General features: G+C 63.3%; 15 protein-coding genes, 1 tRNA gene and 1 pseudogene. 5 read left to right on the top strand and 12 right to left on the bottom strand.

Features of this window, described 5'->3' with window-relative positions; genetic code table 11:
• Nucleotides 1–57: 57 nt before the first annotated feature.
• The 8 genes from GWQ44_RS02185 to GWQ44_RS02150 all read right to left on the bottom strand — a co-directional run bounded on the left by GWQ44_RS02185 (nt 58) and on the right by GWQ44_RS02150 (nt 9,449).
• The gene (locus GWQ44_RS02185) at nt 58–810 is read right to left on the bottom strand and encodes a fimbria/pilus periplasmic chaperone (RefSeq protein ID WP_275926556.1); all 753 of its coding nucleotides are present in this window, start codon (nt 808–810) and stop codon (nt 58–60) included.
• Nucleotides 807–3,509, bottom strand: coding sequence for a fimbria/pilus outer membrane usher protein (locus GWQ44_RS02180; protein ID WP_275926555.1), 2,703 nt, complete (start codon nt 3,507–3,509; stop codon nt 807–809). The genes GWQ44_RS02185 and GWQ44_RS02180 overlap by 4 nt, the downstream gene beginning before the upstream one ends.
• Before the next feature lie 66 nt (nt 3,510–3,575).
• The gene (locus GWQ44_RS02175) at nt 3,576–4,331 is read right to left on the bottom strand and encodes a fimbria/pilus periplasmic chaperone (RefSeq protein ID WP_016963324.1); all 756 of its coding nucleotides are present in this window, start codon (nt 4,329–4,331) and stop codon (nt 3,576–3,578) included.
• 28 nt (nt 4,332–4,359) lie between these two features.
• A complete protein-coding gene (locus tag GWQ44_RS02170; RefSeq protein WP_052960032.1) occupies nt 4,360–4,875 on the bottom strand; it encodes a fimbrial protein in 516 nt (171 codons plus the stop codon).
• Nucleotides 4,876–5,485: 610 nt separating this feature from the next.
• On the bottom strand, nt 5,486–6,835 hold the full coding sequence (locus GWQ44_RS02165) for an MFS transporter (protein ID WP_275926554.1): 1,350 nt from the start codon (nt 6,833–6,835) through the stop codon (nt 5,486–5,488).
• An 80-nt stretch (nt 6,836–6,915) separates the two neighbouring features.
• Nucleotides 6,916–7,848, bottom strand: coding sequence for a 3-keto-5-aminohexanoate cleavage protein (locus GWQ44_RS02160; RefSeq protein WP_275926553.1), 933 nt, complete (start codon nt 7,846–7,848; stop codon nt 6,916–6,918).
• Nucleotides 7,849–7,947: 99 nt separating this feature from the next.
• Nucleotides 7,948–8,736, bottom strand: a complete 789-nt coding sequence (locus GWQ44_RS02155; protein ID WP_275926552.1) for an SDR family oxidoreductase — start codon at nt 8,734–8,736, stop codon at nt 7,948–7,950.
• Nucleotides 8,733–9,449 carry a GntR family transcriptional regulator gene (locus tag GWQ44_RS02150; protein ID WP_199009890.1) on the bottom strand — a complete coding sequence of 239 codons (717 nt, stop codon included), beginning with the start codon at nt 9,447–9,449 and terminating at the stop codon, nt 8,733–8,735. Before GWQ44_RS02150 ends, GWQ44_RS02155 begins: the two co-directional genes overlap by 4 nt.
• A 300-nt stretch (nt 9,450–9,749) precedes the next feature.
• On the opposite strand from GWQ44_RS02150, the gene GWQ44_RS02145 reads away from it, so the two are divergent.
• The 5 genes and pseudogenes from GWQ44_RS02145 to GWQ44_RS02125 all read left to right on the top strand — a co-directional run bounded on the left by GWQ44_RS02145 (nt 9,750) and on the right by GWQ44_RS02125 (nt 15,619).
• On the top strand, nt 9,750–11,870 hold the full coding sequence (locus GWQ44_RS02145) for a 3-hydroxyacyl-CoA dehydrogenase NAD-binding domain-containing protein (RefSeq protein WP_275926551.1): 2,121 nt from the start codon (nt 9,750–9,752) through the stop codon (nt 11,868–11,870).
• 100 nt (nt 11,871–11,970) lie between these two features.
• A pseudogene (locus tag GWQ44_RS02140) lies at nt 11,971–12,096 on the top strand (acetyl-CoA C-acyltransferase); the annotation flags it as partial.
• 10 nt (nt 12,097–12,106) lie between these two features.
• Nucleotides 12,107–13,294, top strand: coding sequence for an acyl-CoA dehydrogenase family protein (locus tag GWQ44_RS02135; protein ID WP_275926550.1), 1,188 nt, complete (start codon nt 12,107–12,109; stop codon nt 13,292–13,294).
• A 10-nt stretch (nt 13,295–13,304) separates the two neighbouring features.
• Entirely contained in the window at nt 13,305–14,447 is a 1,143-nt protein-coding gene (locus GWQ44_RS02130; protein ID WP_275926549.1) for an acyl-CoA dehydrogenase family protein, read from the top strand.
• 383 nt (nt 14,448–14,830) lie between these two features.
• Nucleotides 14,831–15,619: an IclR family transcriptional regulator gene (locus GWQ44_RS02125; protein ID WP_199009894.1), complete on the top strand. Its 789-nt coding sequence runs from the start codon at nt 14,831–14,833 to the stop codon at nt 15,617–15,619.
• A gap of 525 nt (nt 15,620–16,144) precedes the next feature.
• On the opposite strand, the gene GWQ44_RS02120 is transcribed toward GWQ44_RS02125, so the two are convergent.
• The 4 genes from GWQ44_RS02120 to bamC all read right to left on the bottom strand — a co-directional run bounded on the left by GWQ44_RS02120 (nt 16,145) and on the right by bamC (nt 18,939).
• Nucleotides 16,145–16,234, bottom strand: a tRNA-Ser gene (locus GWQ44_RS02120).
• 84 nt (nt 16,235–16,318) lie between these two features.
• Complete coding sequence (gene purC / locus GWQ44_RS02115) at nt 16,319–17,032, bottom strand: phosphoribosylaminoimidazolesuccinocarboxamide synthase (RefSeq protein WP_016963914.1); 714 nt, start codon at nt 17,030–17,032, stop codon at nt 16,319–16,321.
• A 28-nt stretch (nt 17,033–17,060) separates the two neighbouring features.
• A complete protein-coding gene (locus GWQ44_RS02110) occupies nt 17,061–17,819 on the bottom strand; it encodes an MBL fold metallo-hydrolase (RefSeq protein WP_253163082.1) in 759 nt (252 codons plus the stop codon).
• Between the two features lie 4 nt (nt 17,820–17,823).
• Entirely contained in the window at nt 17,824–18,939 is a 1,116-nt protein-coding gene (gene bamC / locus GWQ44_RS02105) for an outer membrane protein assembly factor BamC (RefSeq protein ID WP_047302471.1), read from the bottom strand.
• Nucleotides 18,940–18,954 lie beyond the last annotated feature (15 nt).

The following is an 18,954-nucleotide window of genomic DNA, read 5'->3' as shown; positions in this document are numbered from 1 at the left end:
GCCCACTCCGGACCTGGCCCCTTGCCTTCAGCGGCCGGCTGGCCGGCTGGCGTACCACTACAGCTGTACTTGCACACTTCCACTCAGCGTCTCCCCGCTGTCTAAAACCACTTGGTATCGAATTTCTGCCGCGCCGCCGCCCAACGGCGGCGCGGCGGACAAAGGCAGGCGCGCCGAACCGAACGGCTCGACGGTGATGCTCTGTACGGTCATGGGTTGGCGCGGATCGCCCACATCCACCCGAGCCAGGGACACGTAGTACGGCGTCGGATTGCTCACGCTGAGCGTCGCAGCGCCTCCCGCCTGCGTCGCCCCGGGCAGGCTCCAGCGCAACTGGCGCGCCGCGTCGTCGGCCCGACCCGGCAGGCCCTTGGGGCGATACAGCAGCTTCATCCGCAGGCGATAGCTCAGGCTCAGCTGGTTGCTGCTCAGAGGCCGCAGGGACGGCACTTCCAGAAAGTTGAGCCAGAACACCGACTCACGATCGGCAGGCAGCGGCTCGCCGCTGTGACGCAGCGACAGGACGGCGCTCTGCTGCGGATCGAGTCGCGAAAGTGGCGGTGAAAGTACGAATGGCACGGCCAACCGGCTCGGATCGACCGAGGCATCGCCCTTGTCCAGCCAGGTCTGCAGCAGCAGCGGCGCCGTGCCGAGATTGCCGACCCGGATGCTCAAGGCCGCCAGCCCCTGGGGATAGATGAAGCGCGTGCCGACAATCGACAGGTCGGCCCAGGCGCCCTGGCTGAACAGCAGCAACGCCGCCCCCAGCAGGCACACGCCACGCAACACACGAGCAAGGCAGCCCCTCAAGATGCAGGCTCCGCGGTGATGGTGCTCTGCGGCGACAGGCCGCGACACGGCAAGTCGAGCAAGAGCGATTCGTTGCCCGGCTGCGCCGCGGGCGCCGGCAACACATAGTCGATCAGGCACTGCTCGGCGGGTGCGTCGCCCCACTGCACCCGGATGCGGCCCCGATCCTTCTCGCTGCGCAGCACCAGGCGACTGCCCTGCCCCACCGCCCCCAGCTCCTCGCCGCTGTCGGCGTCCAGGGCACTGGCGGCAAAGGGCAGCGGCGAGCCATCGGCCTGCCGGCTGTCGAGCAGAAACGCCCGGGCCTTGCGGGTCGGGTAGGACAGCCTGACCACGGCCCCCGCCCTGGGCGCGACGTTGCGTGAACTGACCTGCAGCTCGACATCCTCATCCATGCCGCTGGGGTCCAGGTCCACGGTATTGAGCTGATAGGGCGTCAGGCTCGGCAGCACCGCATAACCCTGCGCGTCCACCTGCGCACCGGAATAGCCGACACCGGCGCCGCGGGCATGGGGGGCATGCACCAGGGCAGCGGTCTCACTCAGGGTCTGGGACAAGGTCAGGCCCCCGGAATGCAGGAGCATGCCGCCGGAGGCACCCAGCGACTGGGCCCGGTAGTCACGGCCCTGGGACAGGCTCGAACTCAGGGACACCTGCGGCAGGTAGTAGCTCAGGTTGGCGTTGGTCGAGGTTTCCCGCGGCTGGGCATCATGGGACACCGACACGCCATAGGAGGCGGACTCACGCTCGCCCAGCGAGCCGGAAATGCCGCTGGAGTAGTGGGAACCGGAATTCTGGTCGTGGCTGATGAAGGCGTTGGCCAGGGTGGAACGCCCGGCGACGCCCCCCAGGGGCAGCGACAGGCTGAGGCTCCACAGGGTGTTCTCGCTGCGGGTGCGACGCCCCGAGAACTGGCTGGAACCCTGGGTCCGCTGAACGCTGAAGGCATAGCTGAGGCCGCGCCACTGGTGGTTGTAGCCCATGGAGTAGTTGCGCGCCTGACCGCGGCTATTCCAGTAGTTGAGGGAGGAGCCGTTGAGGTAGAAGTCACCGCCGATGCCGTCCACCCGCTGGTTGATCGTCACATCCAGGCGATCGCGGACCCGGGCAAAGTCTTCGAACCGCGCGCCTCGGTTGACGAAGTCCTCCAGATCGATGGCATCCCTCAGGCTCAGGTAGCCCCGGGTGGAATAGCGATAAGCCAGCAACGAGAACTGGGTGCCGCTGTCATGCAGGTTCTTGCTGTAGGACAGACGCAGGCTGGAGCCCTGCAGGTTGCCGTTGCGCGGCACCTCGGTGCGGGACTGGGTCAGGTCGAGGCCGAAACCGCCGAGCTCGGTGTTCAGCGCCGCGCCGATCAGGCCGGCCATGTAGCTGCCGGTGAACGAGGCGCCGGCATAACCGGTGACCTGGTTGTCCAGCCCGCGTTGCAGGGTGCCCTGGGCCACATATTGGTGCTGACCACGCCCGCCGGCCCTGATCACCTGCCCGCCGGTCAGGCTGTAGCGGGTGCTCCCCGGTCGCAGGTGACGGGCCATGGTGGCAAAGGGCACGGTAAAGCGCTGGGTGCGACCATCGGCCTCGGTCAGCGTCACTTCCAGGTCGCCGCCAAAGCTCGCGGCCTGCAGATCGGCAATCTCGAAGGGGCCCGGGGCGACGGTGGTTTCGTACACCAGGTAACCCCGCTGACGCACCGTGACCTTGGCGTTGGTATTGGCCGTACCGCGCACCACCGGGGCGAAATAGCGCTGGGCGGTGGGCAGCATGCGTTCATCGCTGAACAGCTTGACCCCGCGAAACGACACCGAATCGAACAGCTCGGAGTCGGTCACGCTCTCCCCCACCAGCAATTGCGAACGCCAGTCGGTCAGGTCGGTCTGGCCGTAGATATAGCCCCGTTGATAATCGCTGCCGCTGTCCGGCGACCAGGAGAAGGTGCCGCTGTGACGCAGGCGCAGGTTTCCCAGGTTCAGGCCCATATTCAATCCGGCATAGCCGCTAGTGCTGCGCTGGCCACGGCTCTGGGTGCTGAACAGGTTGGTGCTGTAGTTGAGCCGGGCCGCGTTGATGCCCGAGTCCCAGCTGGCCGGATCGACGTAGCTGGCTGCGACTTCGGGCAGCACGAACAGCTGTGGCACCGAGAGCTCCAGCTGCTGTTCGGCCATGTTGACCTGGGTGATGACATGGGGGATGTAACTGGCGAGGTCCCCGCAGAACTCACCGTCGCCCTGCAGCGGATGACTGGCAGGCGCCAGTGCGGCGTCGACCTTGTTCAGGTCGATGCCCAGTTGCTTGAGCAACTCGCGGTTGTAGCAGGGCTGGCTGCCCTGGGGGTCATCGCTTTCACGCAGTTCGATCTCGATCAAGCCGCGCCAGGCGCCACTGACTCGCACATCCAGCAGGTACTTGCCCGGCGCCACATACCCCGCACGCTCGAAGCGCTGGGTGTCGATGAGGGCTCCTGGCGCCTTGAACAGCATCTGGGTATCGAAGAACACCGGGCTGTTCTGAGACGCGTCGCCGGACACCTCCGATCGCACGGCTTGATCAGCGCTCGTCGGCTGGGCAGCCACCGGAGCCGCCAGCCCCAACAGCCCCGCCAGCACCGAGAGTGCTCGCAAGAACAGGGCCGGAACATCGCCAGGACAGACTCGTGCGAGCACAGGAAAACCCAGCCAGAAGGGCTGCACACTGAACATAATCGATACCAATGCACTCAGCGTTTAATGACCAGGGCCAAGAGCGGAGTTGAATTAACAGGGCAACTAGAGAAGGTTCTTTTCCAGCGGCACCCGGCCGCCGAAGTCATTGACCACTTCAAAGCGCACAGCCGCATTGCGTGGCGCTCGTTCGGCGTTTGCCGGCCAGGCAAAGGACTCACGGGCAAAGGGCGCGACCATCCCAGCTCCCAGGTCAACGGTACGTCCCTGCGCTTGCACCTCGACCTTGCTGAAGGACAGGTAATAAGGAGTTGGATTGGACACCTGGACGACCGGACCTGGGGCCTTGCCTTGGGCAACTCCCGCGGGCTCAAACTTCCAACTGAGTCTTTCCACCGCCGAGTTGACATTGACCTTCAAGTCCGCAGGACGAAAGAACAACTTGATCCGGTGGCGGAAGGTAAAGGCCAATCGGTTTTCATCCTGTTTCTGTTGTGGCGGAACTTCCAGAATGTTCAGCCAGTACAGTGACTCACGATCCGCGGGCAAGGGCTCTTTCGAATAACCAATACGCAGTACCGCCGCGGCATTGGGTTCCAGGCGACTGAGTGCCGGAGTAAGTTGGAAGGGCACTTTCATTTCTTCAGGTGCCTTACTGGCATCGCCATCATCAATCCAGGCCTGGACCAATATCGGCATACTGCCTGGGTTATTCATTCTCAGTGTCACATCACGGGCACTCGCCGGATAAACCACACGGGTGCCATGAATGACTATTTCCGCATTGACTGCCGATGAAAACAGACCCAGAAAGATGGCGCCGATAACGAAGGTTTTAAACACATGCGCTTTCGGCGCCATGAGCAACTCCTTATGTAACTGACAGACGTCAGTTGTACGTCACATCGAAGTTGATATTGGAGTCGGCACGACCTTCGACGATCGTGTCGCTGACCGCCACATAGGAGGCCTTGAACTTCAGCACGGCCTTGTTGCCCACGACTTCGGCAAACTGCTGGTTGTTGTTTTCCGACAGGTCGATTTTCCCCGGGGTGGCGCCGTTGTTGTGAATCTGGATCTGCACGCCCGATGCCGAACCGGAACCGCTGTCGATCAGACGCAGGTTGCCGGTGGCGTTATCGATGAAGCCGTCCTTGTTGAAGCTGACGGCAGCCTTGGAGCCGTCGGTGCAGCCGCCGCCACTGAGGTTGATGTTGAATTCCTTGAACTCGGAGGCGGAGCCGATGCCGCCGGCGAAAACCGAAGGCAGGACGTTGCCGAACTTGACCGTGCCCGTGTTCGCTCCGGACTCGTTGGCATCGACCTGAACCTTGCAACTGACGCTGGAGATCAGGCCTTCGAACTTCACGTTGCCGGAGTTGACACCGGTCTCTGCGTAACTCAATGCCGGAGTCAGTGCCGCAAGTAGCAACCCACAGGTCGCCTTGGATGCAAAAGATTTAAGTTTCATCTGATTCCCTATTATAAAAAACCGTCTAAGAGCACAGCATTCAAAACAACCTCGCTCTCCCGAGACGTACAGCCTTGCTGAACTTCGAGCCAACGAAACATGAGTTGAACACCACAACAACCTCGATCAGCTGCTGTTACCCGCAATGAAATACACATCGACAACAGGCATCTGCATTCCATCCAGAGCGGACATTACGATACAGACCACTCTGTTATTTTAGAATAACGACCATTCCTCATATGGCGAGGAGTACTCCTTAAATAAACAAGATTTTTCTTGGAAACTTGTACTACTTAAAAACCAATAAACACACTAAAAACAGCCAACATATAAGACACTTCTTATATAGAGCCCCATAAACTGTAAACACGCGATATACGGCAGAAACTCAGCACTGCAACCACCTGATCAACTGACTGCAGGCCCGTTCCGGGCCTAAGTAATGTGCAAGCCCCAAACACCCGCCCAATGAAAAACGCCCGGTGCAGTGCACCGGGCGTTTGGCCAGAACATTCAACAACGCAGCCTGTGCCGCCAGCGTTCACACCCCGCTTGAGCGCCCCGCTACAGGGTGCGCAACCGCGGTCATGGGGCGCACCGGACGCGGGTCCTCCTGACCCTGACGCAAGCGCAAGGCCGCCAGCGCCGCCACCAACAGCACCAGGGCAATGGCCTTGAGGCCGTTCATGGCATCGCCGGTGCTCATCTCGATCGCCCCCATGACCGAGGGGCCGACAAAACCGCCCAACAGTCCGCAGGAGTTCACAAAGCCCAGGCCTCCCGCCAGGGCCGCACCTTTGAGCCGCGACGCTGGGTACAGGAAGATGATCGACTGCACCACGAAGAACATCAGCGCCGCCACGCAGAACCCCAGCAGGCTCAGCACCGGCCCGGAAAAGGCCGCAATCAGCAGCCCGCCCGCCATCGTCAGCAAGCCGCAGACCAACAAGCGCCGCGCCCGCTGCGCGCTGCTGGCCAGCCGTGGCAGGCTGATCGCCCCCAGCGCCGCGACGATCCACGGCAAGGAGGTCAGCAGGCCGATGCTCATCAGGCTCAGGCTGGCGTACTTGCCGATGATGCTGGGGAGGAAAAAGATCACGGTGTAGATGGTGATCTGGTGGCAGAAGTAGACAAAGATCGCCAGCAGGATCTGCGGCGTAAAGCACTGCCGGAACGAATGCCCGCCCTGCCCCGCGCCCTCATCGGCTTCGTCGGCCAGGCGCTGCTCGATGCCCCGGGCCTCCTCGGCACTCAACCAGGGCGCGCGGCTTGGACGATCCGGCAGGCGCCGCCAGACCACCCAGGCGAAGAACACCGCCGGCAGCCCTTCGAGCAGGAACATCCACTGCCAGCCATGCCAACCCAACAGGCCGTCCATCTTCATCAGCGCGGCGCCCAGCGGGCCGCCGATGATATTGGCCAGGCACACCCCCAGCAGGAAATAGCCGGTAGCCCGGGCTCGCTGCCGGCGGTCGAACCAGTAGGTGAGGTACAACATGACTCCGGGAAACAGGCCGGCTTCAGCGATCCCCAATAGCAAGCGCAGCACATAGAAGGAGGTCTCGCCCTGGACGAAGGCCATGGCGGCGGAGATCAGCCCCCAGGTGACCATGATCCGGGCGATCCAGAAGCGCGCGCCGACCTTGTGCATGATCAGGTTGCTCGGCACCTCGGACAGTGCATAGGTGAGGAAGAACAGCCCGGCCCCCAGGCCGTAGGCTGCGGCAGAAATACCCAGGTCCACATCCAACTGATGCTTGGCCAGGGCGATGTTGGTGCGGTCGAGAAAGCTCAGCACATAGGCCGCGATCAGCAATGGCATGAGCTTGAGAAACATCAGGCGGGTCAGCTGTTGCGAGTCCCGAGGAGCGGCGATGGTTGCAGTGTTCATGGGGCATATCCCTTTGTAGTTGTTATGCGGGATCGTCAGCGGCCCATGCTGAGGGGCCGCCGACACAGGACCTTGCACAATCAGAACGCGACCTGGTCACGCCCCTTGAGCCCCAGCAGGGCACGGGCTTCGTCCGGGGTGGCCACGCGGCCGCCCAGGGCTTCGATGACCGTGCGAATGCGCCGCACCTGATCGGCGTTGCTCGCCGCCAGCTTGCCGGGGCCGTCCCACAGCGAATCCTCCAGGCCGACCCGGGCATGACTGCCCATGGCCAGGCCCATGGTTGCCAGGGGAATCTGGTTACGCCCGGCGCCGAGGATCGACCAGTGATAGGCATCGCCGAACAGCCGGTCAGCGGTGCGGCGCATGTGCGCCAGGTCCTCGGGATGGCCGCCGATGCCGCCCCGCAGACCGAACACCGACTGGATGAACAGTGGCGTCTTGAGCAGGCCGCGTTCGAGGAAATGCGCAGCGGTGTAGAGATGGCCGATGTCGTAGCACTCGATCTCGAAGCGGGTGCGATTCTCGGCGCAGGCGCTGAGGATATGGGCGATGTCGCGGAAGGTATTGCGGAAAATGCGGTCGTCGCTGTCCTCCAGGTACGGCCGCTCCCAGTCGTGCTTGAACTCGGTGAAGCGGTTGAGCATTTCGTACAGGCCGAAGTTCATCGAGCCCATGTTCAGCGAGGCCAGCTCGGGCTTGAATTCCAACACCGGTTGCAGACGTTCCTCGACGCCCATGGTCGGCGCGCCGCCGGTGGTGAGGTTGATCACCACATCGCAGGCGTCTTTGATCTGCGGCAGGAAGCGCCGGAACAGCTCGGGGTCCTGGCTCGGTCGCCCGTCCTCCGGGTCTCGGGCGTGCAGGTGCACGATGGCGGCTCCGGCCTCGGCGGCGGCGATGGCCTCGGCGGCGATTTCTCCGGCGGTGATGGGCAGGTACGGCGACATGGACGGGGTATGAATCGCCCCGGTAACGGCGCAGGTGACAATGACAGGCGTTTTTTCAGACATGACGGTACTCCGACTTTTATTCTTGATGAAAAAAATCCCTGGGGGTCGCTGAGGGTATTCACCGCTGCTGCCCTGCAGCGGTGCCGGCCGTAGACGCGGCTAGAGGTACTCGACGTTGCCGTCGACGCTGATCGCCTGGCCGGTGACGTTGCGCGCTGCCGGCGAACAGAGAAACAGCGCCATGGCCGCCACATCCTCGGCACTGACCATGCGCTTGAGAGAGATCTTGTTCAGGTACTCCTGACGCATGTCGGCAAGCGGCACCCCGACCTGCTCGGCCCGGGCCTGGATCACCGCGTCCATGCGCGGCCCCTGGACTATCCCCGGCAACAGCGCGTTGACCCGGATATCGCTGGCACCCAGCTCGGCAGCCAGAGACTTCATCAACCCGACGATGGCCCACTTGGTGGCCGCATAAGGTGTACGCCAGGCATATCCCAGGCGCCCGGCCACCGAGGCGATGTGCAGCAGATGGGCGTTGTCCGAAGCCTTGAGCAAGGGCACCGCGTGGTGGGCAAAGCGGTATTGCGCGGTCAGGTTGATGTCGATGGTGCGTTGCCAGTCGGCGTCGCTGACGGCGTCTATGCCGGCCGTGGGCCCGGCAACACCAGCGTTGTTGACCAGCACATCAAGCCCGCCGAAGCGCTCGACCTGAAGCTCGAACAGCGCTTGGATCTGTGCCGGATCAGCGACATCGGTGCGGGTCGCCAGCGCCTCGGGGTAGCGATCCCGGAACGCCGCCAGGGCCGCCTCACTGACATCGCAGACGTGCACCTGGGCGCCGGCTTCGAGATAGGCCCGCGCCAGCACTTCGCCGATGCCCGCCGCACCGCCGGAAATCATCACTCGCAAGCCCGGATAAGGCTGCAAGCGCTGCAAGATGCTCATCCCCGACCTCCCTTGGCCGCCGCCGTACCAGGCTTCTTGGCCAACAGCCGGCCCAGGGAATCCGCCGCTTGCATGATGTCGTCGGTGACGGCCGCTCGCACTCCCGGACCATCACCAGCGGCCAGGGCTTCGACGATACGATTGTGGGCCTCCATAGAACGTTGCAGATGGGCCTGGTCCGGCGCCACCAGGGCAAAACACGGCCCCATGTGCAGCCAGAAGTTCTCCACCGCGGCCATGGTCAACTCGGCTCGGGCCACCGCATAGATACGCCGGTGAAAAGCGAAGTTGGTCCACAGGTAACGGGACACATCCACCTCATCGGCAGCCTTTTGCATCTGCCGACAGAGATCGGTGATCTCCTGCAGATCGCTCTTTTGCAGGTGTTGCAGAGCCTTTTCCGCCAGCAGTCCTTCCAGGGCCACCCGCGCATCACGGATCTCCCGCAGACGCTCCAGCGTCATCATCCGCACCCGAAGGCGGGAAGTTTCCGTGACTTCAAAGGCATTTTCCGCACTCAAGCGCTGCAAAGCCTCGCGGACCGGCATCGGGCTGGACCCCAGGGCTTCGGCCAGCCCCCGGATGGTCAGTTTCTGGCCGGGCTGGAAACGCCCGCTCATCAGGGCTTCGCGAATCTGCCGGTACACCTGCTCCTGCAAGGTATCGCGAGAAACCTGACGCAAGGTGGGCAAAGGGATGGGACCTTCGGACATGGGACGTACCTGTATTGGGGTTCTTGTGCTCGACAATATGTGATCACAAATCAAATATGTCAAATATCCACTATTGATCCCAAGGCGCAAACAAGAGGACGGCTCATGGATAAACCACTCAATAATTCCGCACTGCGAAATATCATTCCGCATTGACCACAATATTCTTTGATGACAGGATTATTTTCGTCAGTCCGTTCAATCAGCGAAATTATCATTCCGCTATCTTGGCTCGGGTTCAACTGGCCCGCTGAACAGCCTATCGGCCTCTCGCTGCCCTTCACGCCGGAGACTTCTGCAATGAGTTGCGACACCCCACCACCCACCGTCGAATCCGCGCTGCTGGGCAATATCCTGGTGCTGACCCTCAACAACCCGCCGGTCAACGCCCTTGGGGTCGAGATTCGCCGCGCACTGCAGGCAGCCATCGAAAGCGCCAATGACAACCCGGCAGTGGCCGCCATCCTGCTGGTCGGCGCAGGACGCCACTTCTGCGGTGGCGCCGACATCCGCGAGTTCGGCAAGACGCCCCTGGCGCCCACCCTGCCTGAGGTGGTGCAACGCATCGAGGCCAGCGCCAAGCCAGTGGTGGCCGCCATACAGGGCGTGGCCCTGGGGGGCGGCCTCGAGCTCGCGCTGGCCGCCCATTACCGACTGGCGGTGGGCGGGGCTCGGCTCGGCTTGCCGGAAGTCCTGCTCGGCCTGCTGCCTGGGGCCGGCGGCACCCAACGCTTGCCCCGCCTGATCGGTGCCAAGGCGGCCCTTGAACTGATGCTCAGCGCACGCCAGCTGAGCGCCGAAGAGGCCCTGAAATGGGGGCTGGTGGATCGCCTGGGGGACAGCGCCGACGCCCTGGCCGAGGGGCTGGCCTATACCCGTCAATTGCTGGCGGAGCACGCCGGACCGCGACGCACCCGGGATGCCCAGGCCCTGAGCGAACAATCTGTCCAGCGCCAGGCTATTGCTAGCGCCCGCCAGCGGGCTACGGAAAAATCCCGCGGCTTGCTGTCGCCGTTGCTCATCATCCAGGCCGTCGAAGCGGCCCTCGATCAACCCTTCGAAGACGGCCTGCGGGAAGAGCGCCGGCTGTTCCAGGAATGCCTTGCCAGTGCGCAACGGGCCGGGCTGGTGCATGCCTTCTTCGCTGAGCGGGAAGTGCTCAAGGCCCCCGAAACCCGCGCCGCAGCGCCTCGCGCCATCGCCCTGGTGGGCGTGGTAGGTGGCGGCACCATGGGCGCCGGAATCGCCGTGGCCGCCCTCGACGCGGGATTGCAGGTGACCCTGATCGAACGCGACCAGCCCGCTCTGGACCGCGGCCGCAGCAACGTCGAGAGGGTCTACGACACCTTGATCGACAAAGGCCGCCTGACCCTGGCGGACAAAGCCGCAACCCTGGCCCGCTTCAGCGCCAGTACCGACTATCAGGCACTGGCCCAGGCCGATCTGGTGATCGAGGCGGTGTTCGAGGACATGACAGCCAAGCTCGCGGTGTTCGCCGAACTGGATCGGGTCTGCAAGGCCGGCGCCGTGCTCGCCAGCAACACCTCCTACCTGGACATCAATGCAATTGCCCAGAGCATTTCGCGCCCGGCGGACGTCATTGGCCTGCACTTCTTCTCCCCCGCCAACATCATGAAGCTGCTGGAAATCGTGGTTCCGGCCAAGGTCGCCGCGGACGTGGTGGCCAGCGCCTTCGATCTGGCGAAAAAACTCGGCAAGGTGCCGGTGCGCGCCGGGGTCTGCGATGGCTTTATCGGCAACCGCATTCTCGCGGTCTATCGCCAGGCCGTGGACGCCATGATGGAAGACGGCGCCTCGCCCTATCAGATCGATGAGGCCCTGCGGGATTTCGGCTACCCCATGGGCCCTTTCCAAGTGGCCGACCTGGCCGGCGGCGACATCGGCTGGGCGACCCGTCAGCGCAAGGCCGCCACCCGCGATCCCCGGGCCCGCTATGTACAGATCGCCGACCGCCTCTGCGAGCGCGGCTGGTTCGGACAGAAAACCGGCCGTGGCTACTATCGCTACGTCCAAGGCTCACGCAGCGCCAGCCAGGACCCGGAAGTCCTGGCGATCATCGACGCCGAACGGGCCCGAGCCGGAATCACTCCGCGCTCTTTCAGCCAACCGGAAATCATCCGTCGCTACATGGCGGCCATGATCAACGAAGGGGCCAACGTGGTGCATGAAGGCATCGCCCTGCGCCCCCTGGATGTGGACATCACCTTTATCCATGGCTACGGCTTCCCGCGCTATCGCGGTGGCCCACTCAAATATGCCGACCAATACGGCCTGCCCCGGGTCCTGGCGGACATCCGCGAATTTGCCGAAGCAGACCCGCTGTTCTGGCAGCCCTCGCCCTTGCTGGTGGAACTGGTAGAACGCGGCGCCGACTTCGACAGCCTCAACCACCTCGACTGACATAGGAAGCCGATCCATGCGCGAAGCCGTCATCGTCGGCACCGCCCGCACGCCCCTGACCCAAGCCCAGCGGGGCGAGTCCAACATCCCCCCTCGCCGCCTTTGCGGCGCGCGCCTGGCCGGCCACGTGCTGCTCGAAGGTCGACGCCGCAGGGCCAAGTACGCCGTAGTCAGCCTGTGCATCATCGGTGGCATAAGCGCCGCCGCGCTGTTCGAAATCTATTGAGGACGTCGCCATGGACCTGAGTTTCACCCCCCAAGAAGAAGCCTTCCGCGACCAGGTGCGAAGCTTTCTCGCCGAGCAATTGCCCGCCCATCTGAGCACCAAGGTGGCCAACGGCGAGCGTCTGTCCAAGGCCGACATGGAGCACTGGCATGCGCTCCTCAACAGCCGCGGCTGGCTGGCCAACCATTGGCCCGAAGCCTTTGGCGGACCGGGCTGGAGCGCCGTGGAAAAATTCATCTTCGAACTGGAGTGCGGGCTGGCCAACGCGCCGCGCATCGTACCGTTCGGCGTCAACATGCTGGGGCCAGTGCTGATCAAGTACGGCACCCCAGAGCAGCAGGACTATTGGCTGCCACGGATTCTCGATGGCCGCCACTGGTGGTGCCAGGGCTATTCGGAGCCCGGAGCCGGCTCGGACCTGGCCGCGGTGAACACCAGCGCCGTGCGCGACGGCGATCACTATGTGGTCAACGGCCAGAAGACCTGGACCACCCTCGGCCAGCACGCCAACATGATTTTCTGCCTGGTGCGCACCGACCGCGAAGCCAAGCCTCAGGAAGGCATCAGCTTCCTGCTGATCGACATGGCCAGCCCCGGGGTCGAGGTGCGGCCGATCATCACCCTGGAGGGCGATCACGAAATCAACGAGGTGTTCTTCAGCGATGTGCGAGTACCGCTGGCCAATCGGGTGGGCGAGGAAAACAAGGGCTGGACCTGCGCCAAGTACCTGTTGACCTATGAGCGCACCAATATCGCCGGGGTGGGTTTGTCGATGGCGGCGCTGCAACGGGTCAAGCAGCTGGCCGCGCAGCGCAGCCGCAACGGCCAGCCGCTGCTGCAGGACCCTCAGTTCGCTACCCGCCTGGCCCGGGTCGAGATCGATCTGGCCAATATGCAGACCACCAACCTGCGGGTGATCGCGTCCGTGGCCGACGGCGGTGCGCCCGGGGCGCAAAGCTCGATGCTGAAGATCTGCGGTACGCAAATCCGCCAGGAACTGACCGCCCTGCTGCGCCGGGCCATGGGCCCCGAAGCCCGGCTCATGCTCGATGACAGCAACGCCGAAGCGCTGGACACCGGCCCCGGGTTCGCGGCCAGCGCGGCGGCGCAGTACTTCAACAATCGCAAGCTGTCGATATTCGGCGGCTCCAATGAAATCCAGAAAAACATCATCTCAAAAATGATTCTCGGACTCTGAGGGCGCGCCCATGAACTTCGAACACAGCGCAGAACGACGCATGCTCGCCGACAGCTTGAACCGCTTCATCGCCCAGCAATACAACCTGGAGAAGCGCCAGCAGAGCCTACAGTCCGAGCTGGGTTTCAATCCTGATATCTGGCGCCAGCTGGCGGACCTGGGAGTCATCGCCGCCCTGTTCAGTGAAGCCGACGGCGGCTTCGGTGGCGGCGGCTTCGACCTGGCCCTGGTCTTCGAGGCAATAGGCCGCGGACTGCTGGTGGAACCTCTGCTGGGCAGTGCGGTATTGGCCGGCGAGGCCATCGCCAGCGCCGGCACCGAAGCACAGAAAATGCACCTGGGGCCCATCATCGACGGCAGCCTGATCGCCGCCCTGGCCCATGAAGAACCCGGCAACCACTATGCAACCGACCGGGTCGCCTGCCGCGCCGAGGCGGACCCTGCCGGCTGGCGCCTGGACGGTATCAAGAGCATGGTCCTCAACGGCCGCCAGGCCGGGTTGCTGGTGGTCGTGGCACGCACGGCCGGAGCTCTGGACGATAGCCAGGGCATCTCGCTGTTCCTGGTGCCGACGGACACCCCGGGCCTGGAGATCCAGGCCTGTCCAACCCTCGATAGCGGTCCCGTCGCGCAAGTGCGCCTGCACCATGCAATAGTGCCGGCACAGGCCTTGCTGGGGCCCTTGCATCAGGGCCATGCGATCCTCGAACGGGCCGTAGGCCGCGGCCTGTTGGCGCTCTGCGCGGAAGCCCTTGGCGCCATGGAAGTGGCCAAGCTGGCGACCCTGGACTACCTGCGCACCCGGCGACAATTTGGCCGTCCTATCGGTAGTTTCCAGGCGCTGCAGCATCGCATGGCGGTGTTGCTGCTGGAGATCGAGCAGGCGCGTTCGGCGGTGATCAACGCCGCTGCGGCCCTGGACGCCGACCGCCTGACCCGCGAACGCAGCCTGTCGGCGGCCAAGGTCAGCATCGGTCGCATCGGTGCCCTGGTGGCGGAGGAATGCATCCAGCTGCATGGCGGTATCGGCATGACCTGGGAACTGCCACTGGCCCATTACGCCAAGCGGCTGGTGATGATCGACCACCAGTTGGGGGACGAGGATCATCACCTGCAACGCTACATCGCCCTCGGCCAAGCACCGAACCCATGAGTCTCCCGGACTGGCCACCACAGGCCCTGGCCAAAAGGGCGGCTGGTGTCGCCGCCTTACTTGCGCGGAGCGCAGCGTGCCCCCTCTGGCTGTGCTGATGGCCGCGTCCAGCACGCCACCCTGGCCGCAACCACAGGTCTCCCTCTTCAAGCGCGGCCGCCTGCGCCTCGACAGCCGCTAAAGCGATACGGCGCTGACTGCGGATCGAGCAGGTCGCGACCGCGTGACGAGATGGCTGACTGCCTGGTGCAATGGCATTCCGATAGGCAATCGTCGATTTCAATTCAAGCGGTTCCGGGATAACATTTTTGCCTTGTTTCCAAGAACTCGCTGTGTGGTCAACTGGCATTGCGCCCGGCACCAGCCCCCTACCGGAAGACCCCATGCACGACCCGAAAGACGCCCCGGAGCCAGCGCCCAAAGACCGCAAGTTCGTCGAAGCCCTGGCACGTGGCCTGGAAGTCCTGCGGGCCTTTACCCACGGTCACGCGGTACGTGGCAACCAGGACATCGCCCGCATCACCGGCCTGCCCAAACCCACGGTGTCCCGCCTGACCTACACCCTGACGCAGCTGGGCTACCTCAAGTACAACCAGGACCTGGAGAAATACCAGTTGGACTCGGCGGTACTGGCCCTGGGTTACGCCTACTCCGCCAGCCTGCGGGTTCGCCAGTTGGGCAAACCCTTCATGGACGAGTTCTCCCGGCGCACCAACACTACGGTCAGCCTGACCTGCCGCGATCGCCTGTCGATGATTCATGTAGACAGCAGCCGCCCACCGGAGGTGGCCAGTCTGCGCATGGAGCCCGGACTGCGCCTGCCCCTGGCCACCAGCGCGGCGGGACGGGCCTACCTGGCGGCCACGCCGAAAATCGAGCGTGACCATCTGCTGCGGGAAGTGGCGAAAAAAGTCGGAGATGAATGGCCGGCCCTGGAAAAGTCCCTGGAGGACTCCTTCCGTGAATACGAGGCCTTTGGCTTCTGCCTGTCACTGGGAGAATGGGATCGCAACGTCAATGGCGCCGGCGTGCCGCTGCGCCTGGCAGACGGCAGCATCATGGCCCTGACCTGCGGTGCTCCGAGCTTTCAGCTGTCCAGCGAAAAACTCGAAAGCTCCCTGGCCCACCAGTTGGTGATGCTGGCCCGGGACCTGGAAAGCCTCGGCGTCTGAAGCAGACGCCAGGGCAGGTTTTCGGCTTCTGCGAGCCGGGACACATCGGGTACGCCATGAATGGCCATGACGCCCCCCAAGACCGGCCCCGGTATCAGCTGGGCCGCCCTTCGTTACTCGTCACCCCACTGATCGTGGCCAACAACCACCTGGATATTGCCGAAAGCTGCGGATTGACGAACATCATCCAGGTCCAGCCCCGCCAAGCATCCCGACTGCCGGTGAACTCGCCGCTGGCGAATCTTGGGTCATCGAAGGCGACTGGACAGCGCATGAGCCTGCCTGGGCAGCAGCGACCGTTGAGATCAACGTCATGCAGCGCGATAACGTCACAGCGAAAAAACAGTAGGTCCGGCTCCTGTTCCGCAACTCAAAAAGCGCCATGCTTTGGGACCCCAAGCCCCTAAGCAAATGGTTTACGACCCACCTGAAAAAATCGGCGCCTGGCACCGTGGTGTCGACCGGTTGAAACGAAAAAGCCCCCGCAAACGTCGACGTTTACGGGGGCTTTATCTACTTCATGTATGGCGGAGAGATAGGGATTCGAACCCTAGGTACCGGTGAAGGTACAACGGATTTCGAATCCGTCCCATTCGGCCACTCTGGCATCTCTCCAACGGCGCGCATCATAACAGCACATTTGCTTGAAGCGAAGCCCCTTAAGCGAATTTTTTCCGTGCTATCAGATGCTTGCGTCGATTACAGCGGTACGCCGAGGCGCTGGGCCACTTCTTCGTAGGCTTCGATGACATCACCGAGGCCCTGGCGGAAGCGGTCCTTGTCCATTTTCTTCTTGGTGGCCTTGTCCCACAGACGGCAACCGTCCGGGCTGAACTCGTCGCCCAGGACGATGGAGCCGTCGCTGAACACGCCGAACTCCAGCTTGAAGTCCACCAGCAGCAGGCCGGCGTCATCGAACAGCTTGCTCAGCACTTCGTTGACCTTGAGCGACAGCTCTTTCATGCGCGCCAGTTGCTCGGCGGTGCCCCAGCCGAACGCCACCACGTGGGATTCGTTGATGAACGGATCGCCCTTGGCGTCATCCTTGAGGAACAGTTCGAAGGTGTAAGGGTTGAGTTTCATGCCCTCTTCCACACCCAGGCGCTTGACCAGGCTGCCGGCCGCGTAGTTGCGCACCACGCACTCCACCGGAATCATGTCGAGCTTCTTCACCAGGCACTCGTTGTCGCCCAGCAGCTTGTCGAACTGGGTCGGCACGCCGGCGGCTTCGAGTTTCTGCATGATGAAGGCGTTGAACTTGTTGTTCACCATTCCCTTGCGGTCCAGCTGCTCGATGCGCTTGCCGTCGAACGCCGAGGTGTCGTTGCGAAACAGCAGGATCAAGCGGTCGGCGTCATCGGTCTTGTAAACCGACTTGGCTTTGCCGCGGTAGAGTTCTTCACGTTTTTCCATGATGGGCTCCGCTTGCTACGTAGGTGGGCTAGGCGATGTGACGCCAGTCGAGCCCTGAATCTTGATCGGCCAGTTGCAGCCAGTCCGGGTCGCACCCGAGGGTGTCGACAAAACATTGCCGGGCCAGCTGCGGCAGGTTGTTCTTGCTGCTCAGATGGGCCAGGACCAGATGCTGCAGGTCCTGCCATCCCAATTCGGCCACCAGGCTTGCGGCCTGATGGTTATTCAAATGTCCCTGGTCGCCACCGACCCGCTGCTTGAGAAAGTACGGGTAATAACCGCGCGCCAGCAGGTCACGGCAGTGATTGGCCTCGATCATCAAGGCATCCAGGCCACGGTAGCCTTGCAGTACGTCGGCACAGTAGGAGCCCAGGTCGGTCAACAGGCCAAAACGCCGCTGGCCGTCGCTGAAGACAAACTGGGTAGGCTCCTGGGCATCGTGGGCGACGCCAATCACGTCAATGCACAAGTCGCCGATCTGCAACTGCTCGCCACCGCGGACAAAACCCGCCGCCTCCACCGGCTTGCGCATCCCGCGCAACGTGCCCTGGCTGAGGTAGACCGGTAAATTGTAGCGCCGAGACAGCAAACCCACGCCATGCACGTGGTCGGCATGTTCGTGGGTTACCAGGATGGCGCTCAACTGCGAGGGATGGACTCCCAGGCGCAGCAGGCGCCGCTCGGTTTCCCGCAGGGAGAAACCACAATCCACCAGGATGCAGGTGTCAGCACTGGCGATCAGCGTGCCATTCCCTTGGCTACCACTGCCGAGAACGGCAAAACGCATCTGATCAGCCCAGGTTGTCCTGAATCACGCCCAACACTTTGCGCGCCACATCGGCCGGCGCCACGGTGTTGATGTTCTTCTCGACGGTGACCTGGACGTTGTCGCCGACCTTGCTCAGGCGAACCTGATAGCGCTCGGCGCGAGCTTCGATCTCTTCCTTGGCCGGTTTGCTGCCGAACAACTTGCCGAAGAAGCCCGGCTCGTCGTTTTTCTTCTCGGCTTTTTCCGCCAGGTTGATGTAGTACAGACCCAGGCTGCGGTTGATGTCCTCAACCCGCCATTCGCCCTGCTCCAGGGCGCGACCCACGCTGGACCAGGCGCGATCGAGGTCGGCGCCCAGGTTCAGCACCGGGTTGCCGCTGCCGTCTTCGCTGAGGCTGACCCGGCTTGGGGTATCGAAATCACGAGCCGCCAACAGGGACACCGAACCGCCTTTCTCGGCAGTACGGCTCATGCTGGCCAGCATGTCGTCCACCAGCGCCGCGTCCAGGCCGGTGTTGAGCGAACGGTTGGTGAACTCCACGTCGGCGGTGCTGCCGGCAGGACGCTCGGCGCTGACCACGTAGACTTCACTGGTGTTGCGCTGCACGCCCGGTTCGATGCGGACCCGCACGCGGGTTTCGCTGTCGGCGGCGACGCCGGCGCTACTCAGGCGCTTGGCCACGGCCGCGGAAAGCTCGTCGGAACGCTGCCAGCTGGTGGTGAACTCGCCGGTTTGCGGGCGCTGCTGATCCAGGCGGAAGCCGTTGTCCTGGAAGAACTGCACGGCCACGGGCCATACTTCGGCCGGTGGATGCTGGGCCATGACCCAACGCGAATCACCGCTTTTCTGCAGGGTGTAGTCGCTGGCATCGGCAATCGCCGACAGCGGCTGCGGACGCGGCACTTGGTACTCGCCCTTGACGTTGTCGTCAGCGACGTTACGCGGGATTGGTAGCAACGGATCCAGACGCTTGGAGGTCTGGACATCCGGCGGCAATTGCATAGGTGCTGTTTGTTGCGCTTGCAGGTAATCGCTACCCCGGTCACGGAAGTAGCCTTCCGGGCCCCAGATCCAACCGCAGCCACTGGTGCTGGAGATAATCAAGGCAAGTGCGGAAAGTCCGGCCATTCGCTTCATGCGTTGTACTTCCTC

This window comes from Pseudomonas sp. 3MA1 (assembly GCF_029237275.1).
Classification (GTDB): Bacteria; Pseudomonadota; Gammaproteobacteria; order Pseudomonadales; family Pseudomonadaceae; genus Aquipseudomonas; species Aquipseudomonas fluorescens_AP.
The sequence above is the reverse complement of the archived record's forward strand: the minus strand, read 5'-3'. Positions and strand labels throughout refer to the sequence as shown.